Here is a 15,267-nt window from a genome sequence, read left to right as displayed (position 1 = left end):
GGCACTGGGACCTGATGAGGCATGACTGGTTCCTGACCGCCGCCGAGCGGGGTAACCCGGCGACGGACATCGACGCCGACGGAGCCTGGACGGAGGGCAACCGAGTCCAGGCCCTGGTGCACGGCGCGACGTACTTCCGCCATCTGTACGACGAACTGTGCGCCCTGCGGCCGGGAGACCGGGTGTACTTCACCGACTGGCGCGGTGATCCGGACGAGGTGCTGGTCGAGGGCGGTCCCGGACTGGGTTCGGTGCTCTGCGACCTCGCCCGGTCCGGGGTCGAGGTCCGGGCGCTCTTGTGGCGGTCCCACTCGGACCACCTGAACTTCAACTCCCAGCAGAACCAGCAGCTCGGGACCGAACTGAACGAAGCCGGCGGCGAGGTGCTGCTCGACCAGCGGGTCCGTCGGCTGGCGTCGCACCACCAGAAGCTGTTCGTGATCCGGCATCGTGACGATCCGGCCGCGGACGTCGCCTTCGTCGGCGGCATCGATCTGTGCCATGGACGGCGTGACGACGAACGGCATCTGGGTGATCCGCAGCCGGTGCCGATGGATGCGCGGTACGGATCCCGGGCCCCGTGGCACGACGTCATGTTCGAGATCCGGGGTCCGGCGGTGGGCGATCTGCTGCGCTGCTTCGTCGAACGCTGGGACGATGCGCATCCGCTCGACCGGCGGACGCCGTACCGGATGGTGATCCAGCGGCTGGCGCGGATGCCGCGGCATCCTGAGGATCTGCCGGAGGCGTTCCCCGATCCGCCCGCGGCCGGACCGCACGCTGTGCAGGTGCTGCGGACGTACGCGCACAAGCATCCAGGGTTCCCGTTCGCGCCGCGCGGGGAGCACAGTGTGGCCCGTGGCTACCTGAAGGCGTTCGCGCGGGCACGGTCGCTGATCTACGTGGAGGATCAGTACCTCTGGTCCGCGGCGGTGACCCAGTGCTTGCGGGAGGCGTTGGTACGGTCGCCCGAGCTGCGGATCATCGCGGTCGTGCCGCGCTATCCGGACCAGGACGGGCGGATCAGCGGCCCGCCGGCTCGGTACGCCCAACTGGAGGCGTTGCGGTTGCTGGACTCGGACCGCGCGGCGGTCTACAACCTGGAGAACGAAGCCGGCGTACCGATCTATGTGCATGCGAAGGTGTGCATCGTCGACGATCAGTGGCTGACGTGTGGATCCGACAACTTCAACCGCCGGTCCTGGACGAACGACAGCGAGCTGACCTGTGCGGTCGACTCCGAGGACCTGGCCCGTTCGCTGCGGTCGGAACTGTGGTCCGAACACCTCGGCACCGACGATCCCGAGCTCGACCCGCTGGCCGGCTTCGACCAGTGGCGCGAGACGGCCGCCAGGCTCGACGCCTGGCATTCAAATGGTTGCCTCGGGCCACGGCCACCTGGCCGGATCCGCCCGCACCACCCGCAGCCCGTCTCCCGTCTCCAGTCCCCCTGGGCCGGCTGGCTGGCCCGCCACCTCTACGACCCCGACGGCCGCCCCCGCCGGCACCGCAACTCCTTCTAGGCAAAGGTGACGACGAGTACGACGATGGCGAGGAGGGTGTCGAGGACGGCGCAGAACTCGGCCATCGAGAGGGCGACCACTCGGCGGGTGCGGTGGTGGTAGGTGTCCCAGCAGGCGTGGAAGAAGAGGCCGGCGGCCACGAGGAGTCCGGCCAGGGTTTGGTTCGCCTGGACTGCGACGAGTGCTGCCGCGGCCAGGACCACCAGTGCAGCGGCTTGGAGGGGCATGCCCCACGGCGGGCGCAGTGCGCCGCGGAGCACGCCGTACACGGCGAGAACGGCGGCCAGTGCCAGCATGACCCAGGTCGCGTTGACACCCTCGACTCTGGTCCCCACTCCGACGGCAACGAAGCTGACGGCGAACACCGGCCAGGCGGCGTTCCGGCGCTGCAGGGCAGCGGATCCCAGATACACGAACCCCGACGCTGTCACGATCGCCGCCACGTCGGCACCGCCTTCTATTCCCCACCCCGCGAACGCCGCCGCCGCAATCCCCGCCGCCGCGGGCCACCGCCGCACCACCCACGGCCGCCGCTCCACCTGCTCAACTGTGCTCACCCACGCACCTCCCGGTCTCAGACCGACAGAGGACCACGCCACGCTTTCAATTCGCTTTCGCCCTCGGCTGCGGCATCATCGGCGGATGGGCAGCTTCGTGATCCGCACTCCTCCGATCTCGATCGCCCGGCAGTTGTGGCGGCTCGGCGAGCCGGAACTGGCCGAGCGGGCCGCCAAGCTCACCGCCGTAGAGGCCAAACGCATCGGCGAACGGGCCGGCCAACTGCAGGAGTCCGGTCGCGCCGCCAAGCTCTGGCCGGACGGCCCGCGCGGCGTCACTCCGGCGGTGATGCTGGCGGCGATCGAGCACCTCGAGGGCAAGGCACGGCCCTGTGCCCGGCGGCGCCGGCTGCCGGAGAAGCAGTTGCCGCCGTCGCTTCAGTCGACCGAGGACGAGCGCTGGGCAGCCCTCACGGCCATGACCGAGGAGCTGAACGCCAGACCCCGCGGACTGAGAGGGCTGTTCAGACGGAGCGGGTGACTACTAGGTCGCAGAGGGAGTCGAGGGCTTCGCGGGCGGGGCCTTCGGGGAGGTCGGCGAGGAGTTTGCGGGCGTCGGCTGCGCGGCGGCGTACGTCGTCCTCGGCCTGACGGAACGCCGGGTGCGCCTGCAGCAACTCGATCGTCTCGGCCAGGCGGGCGTCGTCGGACAGATCGGAGTCAAGCAACGCGAGCAGGCGAGCGTCGTCCGGCTGAGTGGGGTCGGCCTGTGCGCGAAAGATCAGCACCGGCAGCGTCGGCACGCCTTCGCGGAGGTCGGTGCCGGGCGTCTTGCCGGACTGGTCGGACTCCGACGCGATGTCGAGGATGTCGTCGGCCAACTGGAACGCGACGCCGATCTCCTCGCCGAAGGCGCGCAGCGACTCCTGGACCTCCTCGGGCGCACCGGCGTACCGGGCTCCGAACAGCGCCGAGGTCGCGATCAGCGAACCAGTCTTGTCGGCCACCACCGACAGGTAGTGCGCCAGCGGGTCCTGGCCCTCGCCAACACCGAGGGTCTCGCGGATCTGCCCCTCGACCAGCCGGCCGAAAGTACGGGCCTGGATCCGGACCGCCTCCGGACCGAGATCGGCGACCAGGTCCGACGCCCGGGCGAAAAGCCAGTCGCCGGACAGGATCGCGACCGAGTTGTCCCACCGGGCGTTCGCGGTGGACGACCCACGCCGGAGCGCGGCCTCGTCCATCACGTCGTCGTGGTGCAGGGTCGCGACGTGGGTGAGCTCGACCACGGCTGCCGACTTGATCACCTCAGGGGCGGCGGGCGACGGACCGAACTCGGCCGCCAGCAGCACCAGCAGCGGCCGGAACCGCTTGCCGCCGGCAACCATGACGTGCTGCGCGGCCGCCGTGACGAACGGCGCCTCGGACTGGGTCGCGTCGTGCAGTTCCCGCTCGACCGACTCCAGGCCGTCGCGAACCCGGGACTCGAGCGCCTCGTCGGCGAACGCGAATCCCAGGCTCTCGGCCGGCAGCGGGGACGGACTCACCGGATGAACTCACCTGCTCGCGCCGCCAGGTCGAGCAGCGGCCCGGGAACCAGACCGAGCACCACCGTGGCGGCGAGACCGAGCGCGACCGCGCTCGTGGTCTGCCAGCCGGGCAGGGCGACGTCCGGCGCGTCGGCCGGGAGGTCGGAGAAGAACATCAGCACGATCACGCGGACGTAGAAGAACGCGGCGACCAGGCTGGACAGTACGGCGACCACCACCAGCGGCCACGCGCCACCGGTCCAGGCCGCGCTGAAGACGGCCCACTTGCCGGTGAAGCCCGCGGTCAGCGGGATACCGGCGAAGGAGAGCAGGAAGAAGGCGAAGATACCTGCCAGCAGCGGCGACTTCTTGCCCAGTCCGGCCCACCGGGACAGGTGGGTGGCCTCGCCGCCCGCGTCCCGCACCAGCGTGACGACGGCGAAGGCGCCGACGGTCGCGAAGCCGTAGGAGACCAGGTAGAACAGCACCGCCTGGGTCGACGTGATCCCGTTGTGTACGCCGTTCCCGGCCTGCGCCAGCCCGACGAACGCGGTCAGCAGGAAGCCCGCGTGCGCAATCGACGAGTAGGCCAGCATCCGCTTCACGTCGGTCTGGGTGATGGCCACAACCGAGCCGACCACCATGGTGAGGATCGCGACGATCCACATCATCGGCGCCCAGTCCCAACGGGTGCCGCCGAGCGCGACGTAGAAGACGCGCATCAGCCCGATGAACGCGGCGATCTTGGTGCAGGCCGCCATGAACCCGGTGACCGGGGTCGGAGCGCCCTGGTACACGTCCGGGGTCCAGGAGTGGAACGGTACGGCGCCGACCTTGAACAGCAGGCCGACAGCGACCAGTCCGGTCCCGGCCAGCAGGATCGTGTCACCACCGGTCTGGGTGGACAGCGCGTCCGAGATCCCGCCCAGCGACATGGTGCCGGCGTACCCGTAGAGCAGCGCGATGCCGAACAGCAGGAACGCCGAGGAGAACGCACCGAGCAGGAAGTACTTCATCGCGGCTTCCTGCGAGATCAGCCGGCGACGACGCGCCAGGCCGCAGAGCAGGTACAGCGGCAGCGAGAACACCTCGAGCGCGACGAACAGCACCAGCAGGTCGTTGGCCGACGCGAACAGCATCATGCCGCCGACCGCGAACAGCGTCAGCGGGAAGATCTCGGTGTGCTCGACCTTGGCCGCGGTGCCCTCGCGCTCGGCCTCGGACCCCGGTACGGCGGCCGCCTGGCCGGCGAACGCGGACAGCCCACCGTCGACCGACCGCTCGGCGAACAGCAGCACGCTGATCAGCGTCAGCGCCAGCAGGACCAGCCAGGTGAACAGCGCCGGGCCGTCGACCGAGATCGCGCCCTGCGCCGCGATCAGCTCCTTGTTGTCGTTCATCAGCATGCCGGTGAGCACGCCGGAGACGAGCACGGCGACCACCGTGATCGTCAGCTGCACCAGGTGCCGCAGCGGGCGAGGCAGGAACGCCTCGGCCAGGACGCCGACACACGCCGCACCGAAGACCACGAGCAGCGGCGACAGCTCGCTGTACTCGATCTTCGGCGCGGTGAAGTCCGCCAGCGGCAGGATGTGCGCGATCACTTCTGTCCCTCCGTCACGGGGATCTGCGGTGCCTTGTCGGTCACACCGACGTGCTGCATGGTCGACTCCACCGCCGGCTTGATGATGTCGACGATCGGCTTCGGGAAGATTCCGAGGCCGACGATCAGCACCATCAGCGGAGCGATCGCGAGTACCTCACGCACGTTCAGGTCCTTGAGCTTGTCGATCCCGTCGCGGACCGGCCCGGTCATCAGGCGTTGGTACATCAGCAGGATGTAGAGCGCGGCCAGCACGATACCGACCACTGCGATCACCGCGATCACCTTGTGCCGGCTGAACGTCCCGGCCAGCACCATGAACTCGGAGATGAACGGCGACATACCGGGCAGCGCGAGGCTGGACAGGCCGGCGAACAGGAACGTGCCGGCCAGGACCGGTGCCACCTTCTCCACCCCGCCGTAGTCGGCGATCCGGGCCGATCCGCGCCGGGAGATCAGGTACCCGGCGACCAGGAACAGCGCGGCGGTGGAGAGACCGTGGTTGAACATGTACAGCGTCGACCCGGTCAGTCCCTGCGACGTCAGCGCGAAGATACCCATCACGATGAAGCCGAAGTGCGAGATCGAGGTGTACGCGATCAGCCGCTTGATGTCGGTCTGCCCGATCGCCAGCAGCGCGCCGTACAGGACCGAGATCAGCGCCAGCACCAGGACGACCGGGGTGGCCCACTCGGACGCGTTCGGGAACAGGCCCAGGCAGTACCGGATCATCCCGAAGGTGCCGATCTTGTCCAGGATGCCGACCAGCAGCACCGACGTCCCCGGCGTCGCCTCACCGGCGGCGTCCGGCAGCCAGGTGTGGAACGGCACCATCGGCGCCTTCACCGCGAACGCGATCATGAAGCCGAGGAACAGCCAGCGTTCGGTGTTCTGGCTCATGTCGAGCTTCATCATGTCGCTGAGCAGGTACGACGGGGCGCCCTGCTTGGCCGAGACGACGTACAGACCGACCACCGACGCCAGCATCAGCAGACCGCCGAGCAGCGAGTAGAGCAGGAACTTCACCGCGGCGTACGAGCGCTGGGCGCCGCCGAAGCCACCGATCAGGAAGTACATCGGGATCAGCGTGGCCTCGAACAGCACGTAGAAGAGGAACACGTCGGTGGCGGCGAACACGCCGATCGACAGTGCCTCCAGGCCGAGGATCCAGGCGAAGAAGGACTTCTCCGACCAGCGGCCGTTCTGCGCGTCGTTCCAGGAGGCGATCAGCACGATCGGCGTCAGCAGTGCGGTCAGCACCACCAGGACGACGCCGACCCCGTCGAGGCCGAGCGCGTAGTGCGCGCCGAAGGCCCTGATCCAGGTGTAGGTCTCGGCGTAGTCCTCGGCGCCGTTGCGGTTGTAGCCGATCGCAACGATCGCGGTCAGCACCAGCGTGACGAGCGAGAAGCCGAGCGCGACCTGCTTGGCCAGCAGCGCCTTCGCCCTGGGCACGAGCATCGTCACGATCGCCCCCACGAACGGCAGGAGCAGTAACAGGGTCAACCAACCGATGTTCACGACAACCTCACCGCGAGGAGGGCGACGACCACGAGTGCGGCGCCGAAGACCATGCTGAGTGCGTACGAACGGACGAAGCCCGTCTGGAACCGGCGGAGCCGGCCGGACATCCCACCGCACAGTGCGGCCAGCCCGTTCACCAGGCCGTCCACCACGCGGTTGTCGAACCAGACCAGTGTCCGGGTGAGGTACTGACCCGGGCGCATCAGGACTGTCTCGTTCAGCGCGTCGCCGTACAGGTCACGGCGGGCGAACGTGGTGACCGGCGAGACCCGGACGGGCGCCTCGCGGGGGATGTCCCGGCGGAACAGCACGACACCGATGGCAGCGCCGACGACCACGACCGCGAGGATGATCAGCGTCATCGCCAGCGGGCTGATCCCTGGTTCGGCCTCTTCGAAACCGGTCACCGGCTCCAGCCAGTCGACGATCCAGTGGCCGACGAAGTAGAGCGCACCGCCGACCAGCGAGAGGATCGCCAGGATGACCAGCGGACCGGTCATCACGCTCGGCGACTCGTGCGGGTGCACGTCCTTCTCCCAGCGCTTCTCGCCGAAGAAGGTCATCATCATCAGCCGCGTCATGTAGAACGCAGTGATGCCGGCGCCGAGCAGCGCACAGAGACCGACCACGAAGTTCTCCGCGAAGGCGACCTCGATGATGTGGTCCTTGCTGAAGAAGCCGGAGAACGGCGGGATGCCGAGAATCGCCAGGTAGCCGAAGGCGAACGTCACGAAGGTGACCTTCATGTACTTGCTCAGAGCGCCGTAGTGCCGCATGTTCACGTCGTCGTTCATGCCGTGCATCACCGAGCCGGCACCGAGGAACATGTTGGCCTTGAAGAAGCCGTGCGTGAGCAGGTGGAAGATCGCGAAGGCGTAGCCGACCGGGCCGAGACCCGCGGCGAGCATCATGTAGCCGATCTGGCTCATCGTCGAACCGGCCAGGGCCTTCTTGATGTCGTCCTTGGCGCAACCGATGATCGCACCGGCGAGCGCGGTCACCGTACCGACGATCACCACCGCGGTGGAGGCGGCGTCGGTGACCTCGTAGATCGCGTTCGAACGGACCACCAGGTAGACGCCCGCGGTGACCATGGTCGCGGCGTGGATGAGGGCCGACACCGGGGTCGGGCCCTCCATCGCGTCCAGCAGCCAGGACTGCAGCGGCACCTGTGCGGACTTGCCGCAGGCGGCCAGCAGCAGCATCAGCCCGAGCAGCGTGGCCCAGGTCGAGGAGAGGTGCTCGGCGCCGGCGTCGACGGTCGAGAAGGCGGAGGAACCGAACAGCGCCCACATGCTCATCACCGCGAGCGAGAGGCCGATGTCACCGACCCGGTTCACCACGAACGCCTTCTTCGCGGCGACCGCGGCCGAGTTCTTGTGCTGCCAGAACCCGATCAGCAGGTACGACGCCAGGCCGACGCCTTCCCAGCCGACGAACACCAGCAGGTAGTCGGCCGCGAGCACCAGCAGCAGCATCGAGGCGATGAACAGGTTCAGGTAGCCGAAGAAGCGGCGCCGCCGGTCGTCGTGCTCCATGTAGCCGATCGAGTAGATGTGGATCAGCGAACCCACACCGGTGATCAGCAGCACGAACAGGATCGACAGCGGGTCGATCAGCAGACTGAAGTCGACCTTGATGCTGCCGACCGAGAACCACTCGAAGAGCTTGAAGGTCTCGGACCGCTCCTCACTGCCGAGGCCCTGCATCTGGACGAACAGAACGACGCCGAAGGCGAATGCGATCAGCGGTGCCAGCGTGCCGAGCAGGTGACCCCAGGCGTTGGTGGCCTTGCCACCGAGCAGCAGGATCGCCGCGGACACGGCCGGGACCGCGACCAGCAGCCACGTCAGCTCATGACTCATCGGTGATTACCTCAGTACTTGAGCAGGTTGGCGTCGTCGACCGAGGCCGAGCGACGGGTGCGGAAGATGGCCATGATGATCGCCAGCCCGATCACGACCTCGGCCGCGGCCACCACCATCACGAAGAAGGCGGCGATCTGGCCGTCGAGGTTGCCGTGCTGGCGGGCGAAGCTGACGAACGCCAGGTTGGTCGCGTTCAGCATCAGCTCGACGCACATGAAGACGACGATGGCGTTGCGGCGCACCAGCACGCCCAGCGCACCGATGCTGAACAAGATCGCCGCGAGCACGATGTACGGCTCGGTGCTCACAGTTTGTCCTCCTCGCCAAATCCGGAAAGGTCCGTGCTCTCGGGCTCGGACGGCACCTCGTCGCCGACCTCGCCGGCGTTGAGCTTGCGGACCTCGTCGACGTCCGCCCGCTCCTCAGCTTCGGGGAACACGGTGCCACGTGCCTGGAGCACGCGCGAAACCGAGGTCGGTGCGATCGACCCGTCCGGCAGCAGCGCCGGCGTGTCGACGGCGTTGTGCCGGGCCAGCACACCCGGAGTGGGCAGCGGACCCGGGTGAATCCCCTGCTCGGCGTACTTGCGGATCCGCTCCTCGGCGTGGTCGCGCTGGGTCCGCTTCTTGGTCAGCCGCTCGCGGTGCGCCAGCATCATCGCGCCCATGGCCGCGGTGATCAGCAGCGCCGAGGTGACCTCGAAGGCGAACACGTACTTGCCGAACAGCAGTTGCGCGATGCCCTTCGGGTTGCCGTCCGGCTGTGCGTTGGCCAGGCCGACCGGGTTGCCGTACATCGCGTTGCCGACGGCAGCGATCAGCAGGACCGCGAAGCCGAGGAACGCCAGCCCGGCCAGCAGCCGCTGGCCGCGGATCGTCTCGACCAGGGAGTCCGACGCGTCCACACCGACCAGCATCAGCACGAACAGGAACAGCATCAGGATCGCGCCGGTGTAGACGATGATCTGTACCGCGAACAGGAACGGCGCGTCCTGGGCGGCGTACTGGACGGCCAGACAGATCATCACCGTCGCCAGCAGCAGCGCGGAGTGCACCGCCTTGCGGACCAGCACCATCGCGATCGCGGCCAGGATCATGACCGGGGCGAGCATCCAGAACGCGAACTGCCCGCCGGTGACCATGCCGATCATCTCGCGTCACCACCCTCGCCGGGTACGACGGAACCGGTCAGACCGAGGTAGTAGTCCTTCTCGGTGGCGCCGAGTTGCATGTCGTGCGGCGGCTCCTGCATGCCCGGCAGCATCGGCGCCAGCAGGTCCTTCTTCTCGTAGATGAGGGACTCGCGGGTGCGGTCGGCCAACTCGTACTCGTTGGTCATCGTGAGCGCCCGGGTCGGGCAGGCCTCGATGCACAGCCCGCAGAGGATGCAGCGCAGGTAGTTGATCTGGTACACCCGCCCGTACCGCTCGCCGGGCGAGAACCGGCCGCCGTCGGTGTTGTCCGCGCCTTCGACGTAGATGGCGTCCGCCGGGCAGGCCCAGGCGCACAGCTCACAGCCGATGCACTTCTCCAGGCCGTCCGGCCAGCGGTTCAGCTGGTGCCGGCCGTGGAAGCGTGGCGCGGTCGGCTTCTTCTCGAACGGGTACTGCTCGGTGAACACCTTGCGGAACATCGTCCGGAAGGTGACGCCGAACCCGGCTACCGGGTCCCAGAGGGACTCTTTGACACTAGCCACGATGGGCTTCCTCGCTTCGGCTCGGAGTCTTGACGAGCGGTGGTGGCACCGGGAACCCGCCGGCGAAGGCGTCGAAGTCCTTGCCGTCGTCGTCCTCGGTCTTGTCGGTCTTGGGCTTCTGCGGGACGGCCAGCGAGATCAGCGCCAGCAGTACGGCGATCCCGGCCGCGACCAGCAGCCAGGTGCGCGGCGTGGACGCCTCCCGGCCGACCGCGCGGACAGTGGCGACCAGCAGGATCCAGCCCAGCGACACCGGGATCAGGATCTTCCAGCCCAGCTTCATGAACTGGTCGTAGCGCAGCCGCGGCAGCGTTCCGCGCAGCCAGATGTAGAAGAAGATGAAGCACATCATCTTGCCGACGAACCACAGCACCGGCCAGAAGCCGGAGTTGGCGCCGTCCCAGATCGAGATCGGCCACGGTGCCCGCCAGCCGCCCAGGAACAGCGTGGTGGCCAGCGCCGACACGGTCGCCATGTTGATGTACTCGGCCAGGAAGAACATCGCGTACTTCATCGAGGAGTACTCGGTCAGGAAGCCGGCCACCAGCTCGCCCTCGGCCTCCGGCAGGTCGAACGGCGCCCGGTTCGTCTCGCCGATCATCGAGATCACGTAGATCACGAACGACGGGAACAGCAGGAACGCGTACCAGCCCGGGATCGGGATGTCCGCGCCGAACAGGCTGACCGACTGGTGCGAGCCCTGCGCCGCGACGATCTCCGAGGTGGACATGGACCCGGCGAACAGGAACACCGTCACCAGTGCGAGGCCCATGCCGACCTCGTAGGAGATCATCTGCGCGCTGGACCGCAGGCCACCGAGCAGTGAGTACGTCGAGTTGGACGACCAGCCGCCGAGCACGATGCCGTAGATGCCGATCGAGGCGACCGCCATCACGTACAGCACCGAGACCGGCAGGTCGGTGATCTGCAGCCGGGTGTAGGTGTCGGTGAACGGGATCTTCACCGTCGGCCCGAACGGGATCACCGCGAAGGTCAGGAAGGCCGGGATCGACACGATCACCGGGGCCGCGACGTAGACGAACTTGTCCACGCCCTTCGGCATCAGGTCTTCCTTGAACATCAGCTTCATACCGTCGGCGAGCGACTGCAGCAGACCCTGCGGGCCGTGCACGTTCGGTCCGATCCGGTGCTGCATCCGGGCCACCACCCGGCGCTCCCACCAGATGTTGAACAGCGTCAGCACGACCAGGAAGACGAAGACCAGCAGCACCTTGATGACTACGACCCACCAGGGATCGTGGCCGACCCCGGCATCCGGCACCGCGAGCGGGATCATAGTCATGCGTTCCCTCCGGCGATCGTCACGATCGAGCCATGGTCTGCGTGCAGCGACCGGCGTACATGGGAGTCGGCCGAGTTGGTCGGCAGCCAGACCACGTTGTCGGGCATCGGCGTGATCACGACCGGCAGCCGGATCGATCCGGCGTCGGTGCTCACCACGAGCTCGTCGCCGTCGGCGACACCCACCCGGTGCGCCGTGGTCCGCGAGATCCGGGCAACCGGCGTACGGGCGGTGGCCGTCAGATGCGGCTCACCGTCGTTCGCGCGGCTGTCGTCGATCAGCATCCGCCACGTCGCCAGCCGGGTGGAGTCGAAGGCGCCGAGCGACGGACCGGCCTGGTACGTCGGCTCCTGCGCGCGGTCACCGTCCCAGCGGCCGAGTTCGTCGTACTCCTTCTTCGCGCCGGCCGGAGTGCTGAACCCGAGCGACCGGTCCATCTCCTGCGCCAGCGCCGCCAGCGCCCGTACGTCGGGCATCGCGGCCGCGACCTTGAGCACCACCGGGAACGACCGCTCGCGGCCCTCCCAGTTGACGAAGGTGCCGTCCTTCTCCGCCGGCGGAACCACCGGGAAGACGACGTCGGCGTACTCGGTCACCTGCGACTTGCGGACCTCGAAGCTGACCACGAACGGCGCGGCCTCCAGCGCGGCCAGCGCCGCGGCCGGGTCCGGCAGGTCGTCGATCTCGACACCCGCGACCACCAGCGCGTCCAGCGAACCCGCTGAGGCGATGATCTCGGTCAGGTCCTTGCCGACGTTCGACGGCAGGCTGTCCACACCCCAGGCGGCCTGCAGGTCGACCCGCGCCTGCGGGTCGGTCACCAGCCGGCCACCGGGCAACAGACCCGGGAGGCAACCGGCCTCCAGGGCAGCCCGGTCACCCGCACGCCGCGGGATCCAGGCCAGCTGCGCGCCCGTGTCGAGCGCCAGCCGCAGTGCGGTCGAGTAGCCACCCGGAACGCTCGCCAGCCGCTCGCCCACGATGATGATCGAATCCGAACCCAGCGCGGCCCGCGCAGCCGATCCGGCCTCGCCCGCGCTGCCGAGGTCGGCCAGCAGGGCGGCCTCCGTGCCAGGCGATGCCTGGACAACCACACCGTCGAGCTTCTCGACCCCGCGGGATGCGTACGCCGCCACGCTGAAGACCTTGGTGCCATGCGCCCGGACGCCCTTGCGCAGCCGCAGGAACACGGCCGGGGCTTCCTCTTCGGGTTCGAACCCGACGAGCAGCACCGATCCGGCCTTCTCCAGGTCGGAGAACGTCGTACCGAGGCCGGTGCCGGCGACCGCGGCGGCGAGGAAGTCCACTTCCTCCGCCGAGTGCGGCCGGGACCGGAAATCGATGTCGTTCGTGCCGAGGACGACGCGCGCGAACTTCGAGTACGCGTAGGAGTCCTCGAGGGTCAGCCGGCCACCGGTCAGCACCGCCGCGTTGCCGCGGGCCGCCGTCAGCTTCTGGCCGGCGAAGGTCAGCGCCTCCGGCCAGGACGCCGGCCGCAGCTCGCCGTCCTCGCGGATCATCGGGTGGGTCAGCCGGTCACCGGTGGTCGCGTAGTTGAACGCGAACCGGTCCTTGTCGGAGATCCACTCCTCGTTGACCTGCGGGTCGTCGCCGGCCAGCCGGCGCATCACCTTGCCGCGCCGGTAGTCGACCCGGATCGCCGCACCGGACGAGTCGTGCTCGGCCACCGAGGGCACCGAGACGAGGTCGAACGGCCGGGACCGGAACCGGTACGCCGCGCTGGTCAGCGCACCCACCGGGCAGATCTGGATGGTGTTGCCGGAGAAGTAGCTCTCGAACGGCTCCTTCTCGTAGATGCCGACCTGCTGCAGCGCGCCGCGCTCGACCAGCGCGATGAACGGGTCACCGGCGATCTGCTCGGAGAACCGGGTGCAGCGGGCACACAGCACGCAACGCTCGCGGTCCAGCAGCACCTCGGCCGAGATGTTGATCGGCTTCGGGAAGGTCCGCTTGACCTCGTGGAACCGGGACTCGCCGTACCCGTTGCTCATCGCCTGGTTCTGCAGCGGGCACTCGCCGCCCTTGTCGCAGACCGGGCAGTCCAGCGGGTGGTTGATCAGCAGGAACTCCATGTTCCCGTGCTGCGCCTTGTTCGCCACCGGCGAGCTCACCTGGGTGCGGACCACCATGCCGTCGGCGACGGTGATCGTGCAGGAGGCCTGCGGCTTCGGCATCCCGCGGCCGTTGCCGGCATCGGTGATCTCGACCAGGCACTGGCGGCAGGCGCCGACCGGGTCGAGCAGCGGGTGGTCGCAGAACCGCGGGATCTGGATCCCGATCTGCTCCGCCGCCCGGATCAGCAGGGTGTTCTTGGGAACCTTCACCTCGATGTCGTCGATGGTGACGGTGATCAGATCGGTCCGCTCCACCTCCGACCCGGCCGGTGGGTTCGCTTGGATCGTCATGCGCTTGCTCCAGCGGTAGCGAAGACTGTGCTTGCCATCGGGTCGAACGGGCAGCCGCCGTTCTCGAAGTGCGCCAGGTACTCGTCCTTGAAATGCTGGATCGAGCTGGTGATCGGCGCGGTCGCACCATCGGCCAGCGCGCAGAACGCCCGGCCCGTGATGTTCTCGCACAGGTCGAGCAGGGTGGCCAGGTCGTCCTTGCTGCCCTTGCCGTGCTCCAGGCGCTCGAGGATCTGCACCAGCCACCAGGTGCCCTCGCGGCACGGGGTGCACTTGCCGCAGGACTCGTGCTTGTAGAACTCGGTCCAGCGCAGCACCGAGCGGACCACGCAGGTCGTCTCGTCGAAGATCTGCAACGCCTTGGTGCCGAGCATCGAGCCGGCCGCGCCGACGCCCTCGTAGTCCAGCGGGATGTCGAGGTGCTCGGCGGTCAGCAGCGGCGTGGACGAACCACCCGGCGTCCAGAACTTCAGCTCGTGGCCCTCGCGGACCCCGCCGGCCAGGTCGATCAGCTGCCGCAGCGTGATGCCCATCGGCGCCTCGTACTGCCCCGGGCGGGTGACGTGCCCGGACAGCGAGTACAGCGTCATGCCCTTGGACTTCTCGGTGCCCATCGAGGAGAACCAGTCGGCGCCGTTCTTGATGATGACGGGAACCGATGCGATCGACTCGACGTTGTTGATGACAGTGGGGCTTCCGTACAGACCGGCCACGGCCGGGAAGGGGGGACGCAGCCGAGGTTGACCGCGACGACCTTCCAGCGAGTCGAGCAGCGCCGTCTCCTCGCCGCAGATGTAGGCGCCGGCGCCGGCGTGCACGATCACGTCCAGGTCGTAGCCGGTGCCGAGGATGTCGGTGCCGATGAAGCCGGCTTCCTTGGCCTCGGCAACCGCCTGCTGCAGCCGGCGGACGACGTGCAGCACCTCACCGCGGACATAGATGAACGCGACCGACGCGCGGATCGCGTAGGACGCGATGATGACGCCCTCGACCAGCGTGTGCGGCGAGGCGAGCATCAGCGGGATGTCCTTGCAGGTGCCCGGCTCGGACTCGTCCGCGTTCACGACCAGGTACTTCGGCTTCGGGTTGTCCTGCGGGATGAACGACCACTTCATGCCGGTCGGGAAGCCCGCGCCACCACGACCGCGCAGGCCGGAGTCCTTGACGGCGTTCACCACGTCGGCCGGCTGCATCCGCAGCGCGGTGCGCAGAGCGTCGTACCCGCCGGACCGCTGGTACGACGCCAGTTGCCAGGAACGGATCTGGTCCCAGTTGTCGGACAGTACCGGGGTCAGCATG

13 protein-coding genes are annotated in these 15,267 nt (G+C 68.4%); 2 read left to right on the top strand and 11 right to left on the bottom strand.

The features are described from left to right. Nucleotides 1–14: 14 nt before the first annotated feature. Nucleotides 15–1,523 carry a phospholipase D-like domain-containing protein gene (locus tag E0H73_RS24205; RefSeq protein ID WP_131360321.1) on the top strand — a complete coding sequence of 503 codons (1,509 nt, stop codon included), beginning with the start codon at nucleotides 15–17 and terminating at the stop codon, nucleotides 1,521–1,523. On the opposite strand, the gene E0H73_RS24200 is transcribed toward E0H73_RS24205, so the two are convergent. Further along, on the bottom strand, nucleotides 1,520–2,080 hold the full coding sequence (locus tag E0H73_RS24200; RefSeq protein ID WP_131360319.1) for a hypothetical protein: 561 nt from the start codon (nucleotides 2,078–2,080) through the stop codon (nucleotides 1,520–1,522). The genes E0H73_RS24205 and E0H73_RS24200 overlap by 4 nt on opposite strands. 85 nt (nucleotides 2,081–2,165) lie before the next feature. Between E0H73_RS24200 and E0H73_RS24195 the strand changes: the two genes are divergently transcribed. Next, on the top strand, nucleotides 2,166–2,561 hold the full coding sequence (locus tag E0H73_RS24195) for a hypothetical protein (protein ID WP_131360317.1): 396 nt from the start codon (nucleotides 2,166–2,168) through the stop codon (nucleotides 2,559–2,561). On the opposite strand, the gene E0H73_RS24190 is transcribed toward E0H73_RS24195, so the two are convergent. From E0H73_RS24190 to nuoF, 10 genes are read right to left on the bottom strand one after another with little or no spacing between them, the layout of a single operon-like run. After that, nucleotides 2,545–3,567 (bottom strand): polyprenyl synthetase family protein, encoded by a 1,023-nt coding sequence (locus E0H73_RS24190; protein ID WP_131360315.1) that lies wholly within the window; start codon nucleotides 3,565–3,567, stop codon nucleotides 2,545–2,547. The two genes, E0H73_RS24195 and E0H73_RS24190, sit on opposite strands and share 17 nt — an antisense overlap. Next, nucleotides 3,564–5,150 (bottom strand): NADH-quinone oxidoreductase subunit NuoN, encoded by a 1,587-nt coding sequence (nuoN, locus tag E0H73_RS24185; RefSeq protein ID WP_420323432.1) that lies wholly within the window; start codon nucleotides 5,148–5,150, stop codon nucleotides 3,564–3,566. The genes E0H73_RS24190 and nuoN overlap by 4 nt, the downstream gene beginning before the upstream one ends. Then, a complete protein-coding gene (locus E0H73_RS24180; RefSeq protein ID WP_131360311.1) occupies nucleotides 5,150–6,673 on the bottom strand; it encodes an NADH-quinone oxidoreductase subunit M in 1,524 nt (507 codons plus the stop codon). Before E0H73_RS24180 ends, nuoN begins: the two co-directional genes overlap by 1 nt. Further along, the gene (gene nuoL, locus E0H73_RS24175; protein ID WP_131360309.1) at nucleotides 6,670–8,541 is read right to left on the bottom strand and encodes an NADH-quinone oxidoreductase subunit L; all 1,872 of its coding nucleotides are present in this window, start codon (nucleotides 8,539–8,541) and stop codon (nucleotides 6,670–6,672) included. The genes E0H73_RS24180 and nuoL overlap by 4 nt, the downstream gene beginning before the upstream one ends. 11 nt (nucleotides 8,542–8,552) lie before the next feature. Continuing rightward, nucleotides 8,553–8,852 (bottom strand): NADH-quinone oxidoreductase subunit NuoK, encoded by a 300-nt coding sequence (gene nuoK / locus E0H73_RS24170; protein ID WP_130441814.1) that lies wholly within the window; start codon nucleotides 8,850–8,852, stop codon nucleotides 8,553–8,555. Then, on the bottom strand, nucleotides 8,849–9,694 hold the full coding sequence (locus tag E0H73_RS24165; RefSeq protein ID WP_131360307.1) for an NADH-quinone oxidoreductase subunit J: 846 nt from the start codon (nucleotides 9,692–9,694) through the stop codon (nucleotides 8,849–8,851). Before E0H73_RS24165 ends, nuoK begins: the two co-directional genes overlap by 4 nt. Next, nucleotides 9,691–10,239, bottom strand: coding sequence for an NADH-quinone oxidoreductase subunit NuoI (nuoI, locus tag E0H73_RS24160; RefSeq protein ID WP_131360305.1), 549 nt, complete (start codon nucleotides 10,237–10,239; stop codon nucleotides 9,691–9,693). The genes E0H73_RS24165 and nuoI overlap by 4 nt, the downstream gene beginning before the upstream one ends. Further along, on the bottom strand, nucleotides 10,232–11,542 hold the full coding sequence (nuoH, locus tag E0H73_RS24155) for an NADH-quinone oxidoreductase subunit NuoH (protein WP_131360303.1): 1,311 nt from the start codon (nucleotides 11,540–11,542) through the stop codon (nucleotides 10,232–10,234). Before nuoH ends, nuoI begins: the two co-directional genes overlap by 8 nt. Next, nucleotides 11,539–13,968, bottom strand: a complete 2,430-nt coding sequence (locus E0H73_RS24150) for an NADH-quinone oxidoreductase subunit G (RefSeq protein WP_131360301.1) — start codon at nucleotides 13,966–13,968, stop codon at nucleotides 11,539–11,541. Before E0H73_RS24150 ends, nuoH begins: the two co-directional genes overlap by 4 nt. Further along, entirely contained in the window at nucleotides 13,965–15,266 is a 1,302-nt protein-coding gene (gene nuoF, locus E0H73_RS24145) for an NADH-quinone oxidoreductase subunit NuoF (protein WP_202867532.1), read from the bottom strand. Before nuoF ends, E0H73_RS24150 begins: the two co-directional genes overlap by 4 nt. Nucleotide 15,267: the final 1 nt, after the last annotated feature.

The organism is Kribbella pittospori (genome assembly GCF_004331465.1).
Taxonomy (GTDB): domain Bacteria; phylum Actinomycetota; class Actinomycetes; order Propionibacteriales; family Kribbellaceae; genus Kribbella; species Kribbella pittospori.
The sequence above is the reverse complement of the archived record's forward strand: the minus strand, read 5'-3'. Positions and strand labels throughout refer to the sequence as shown.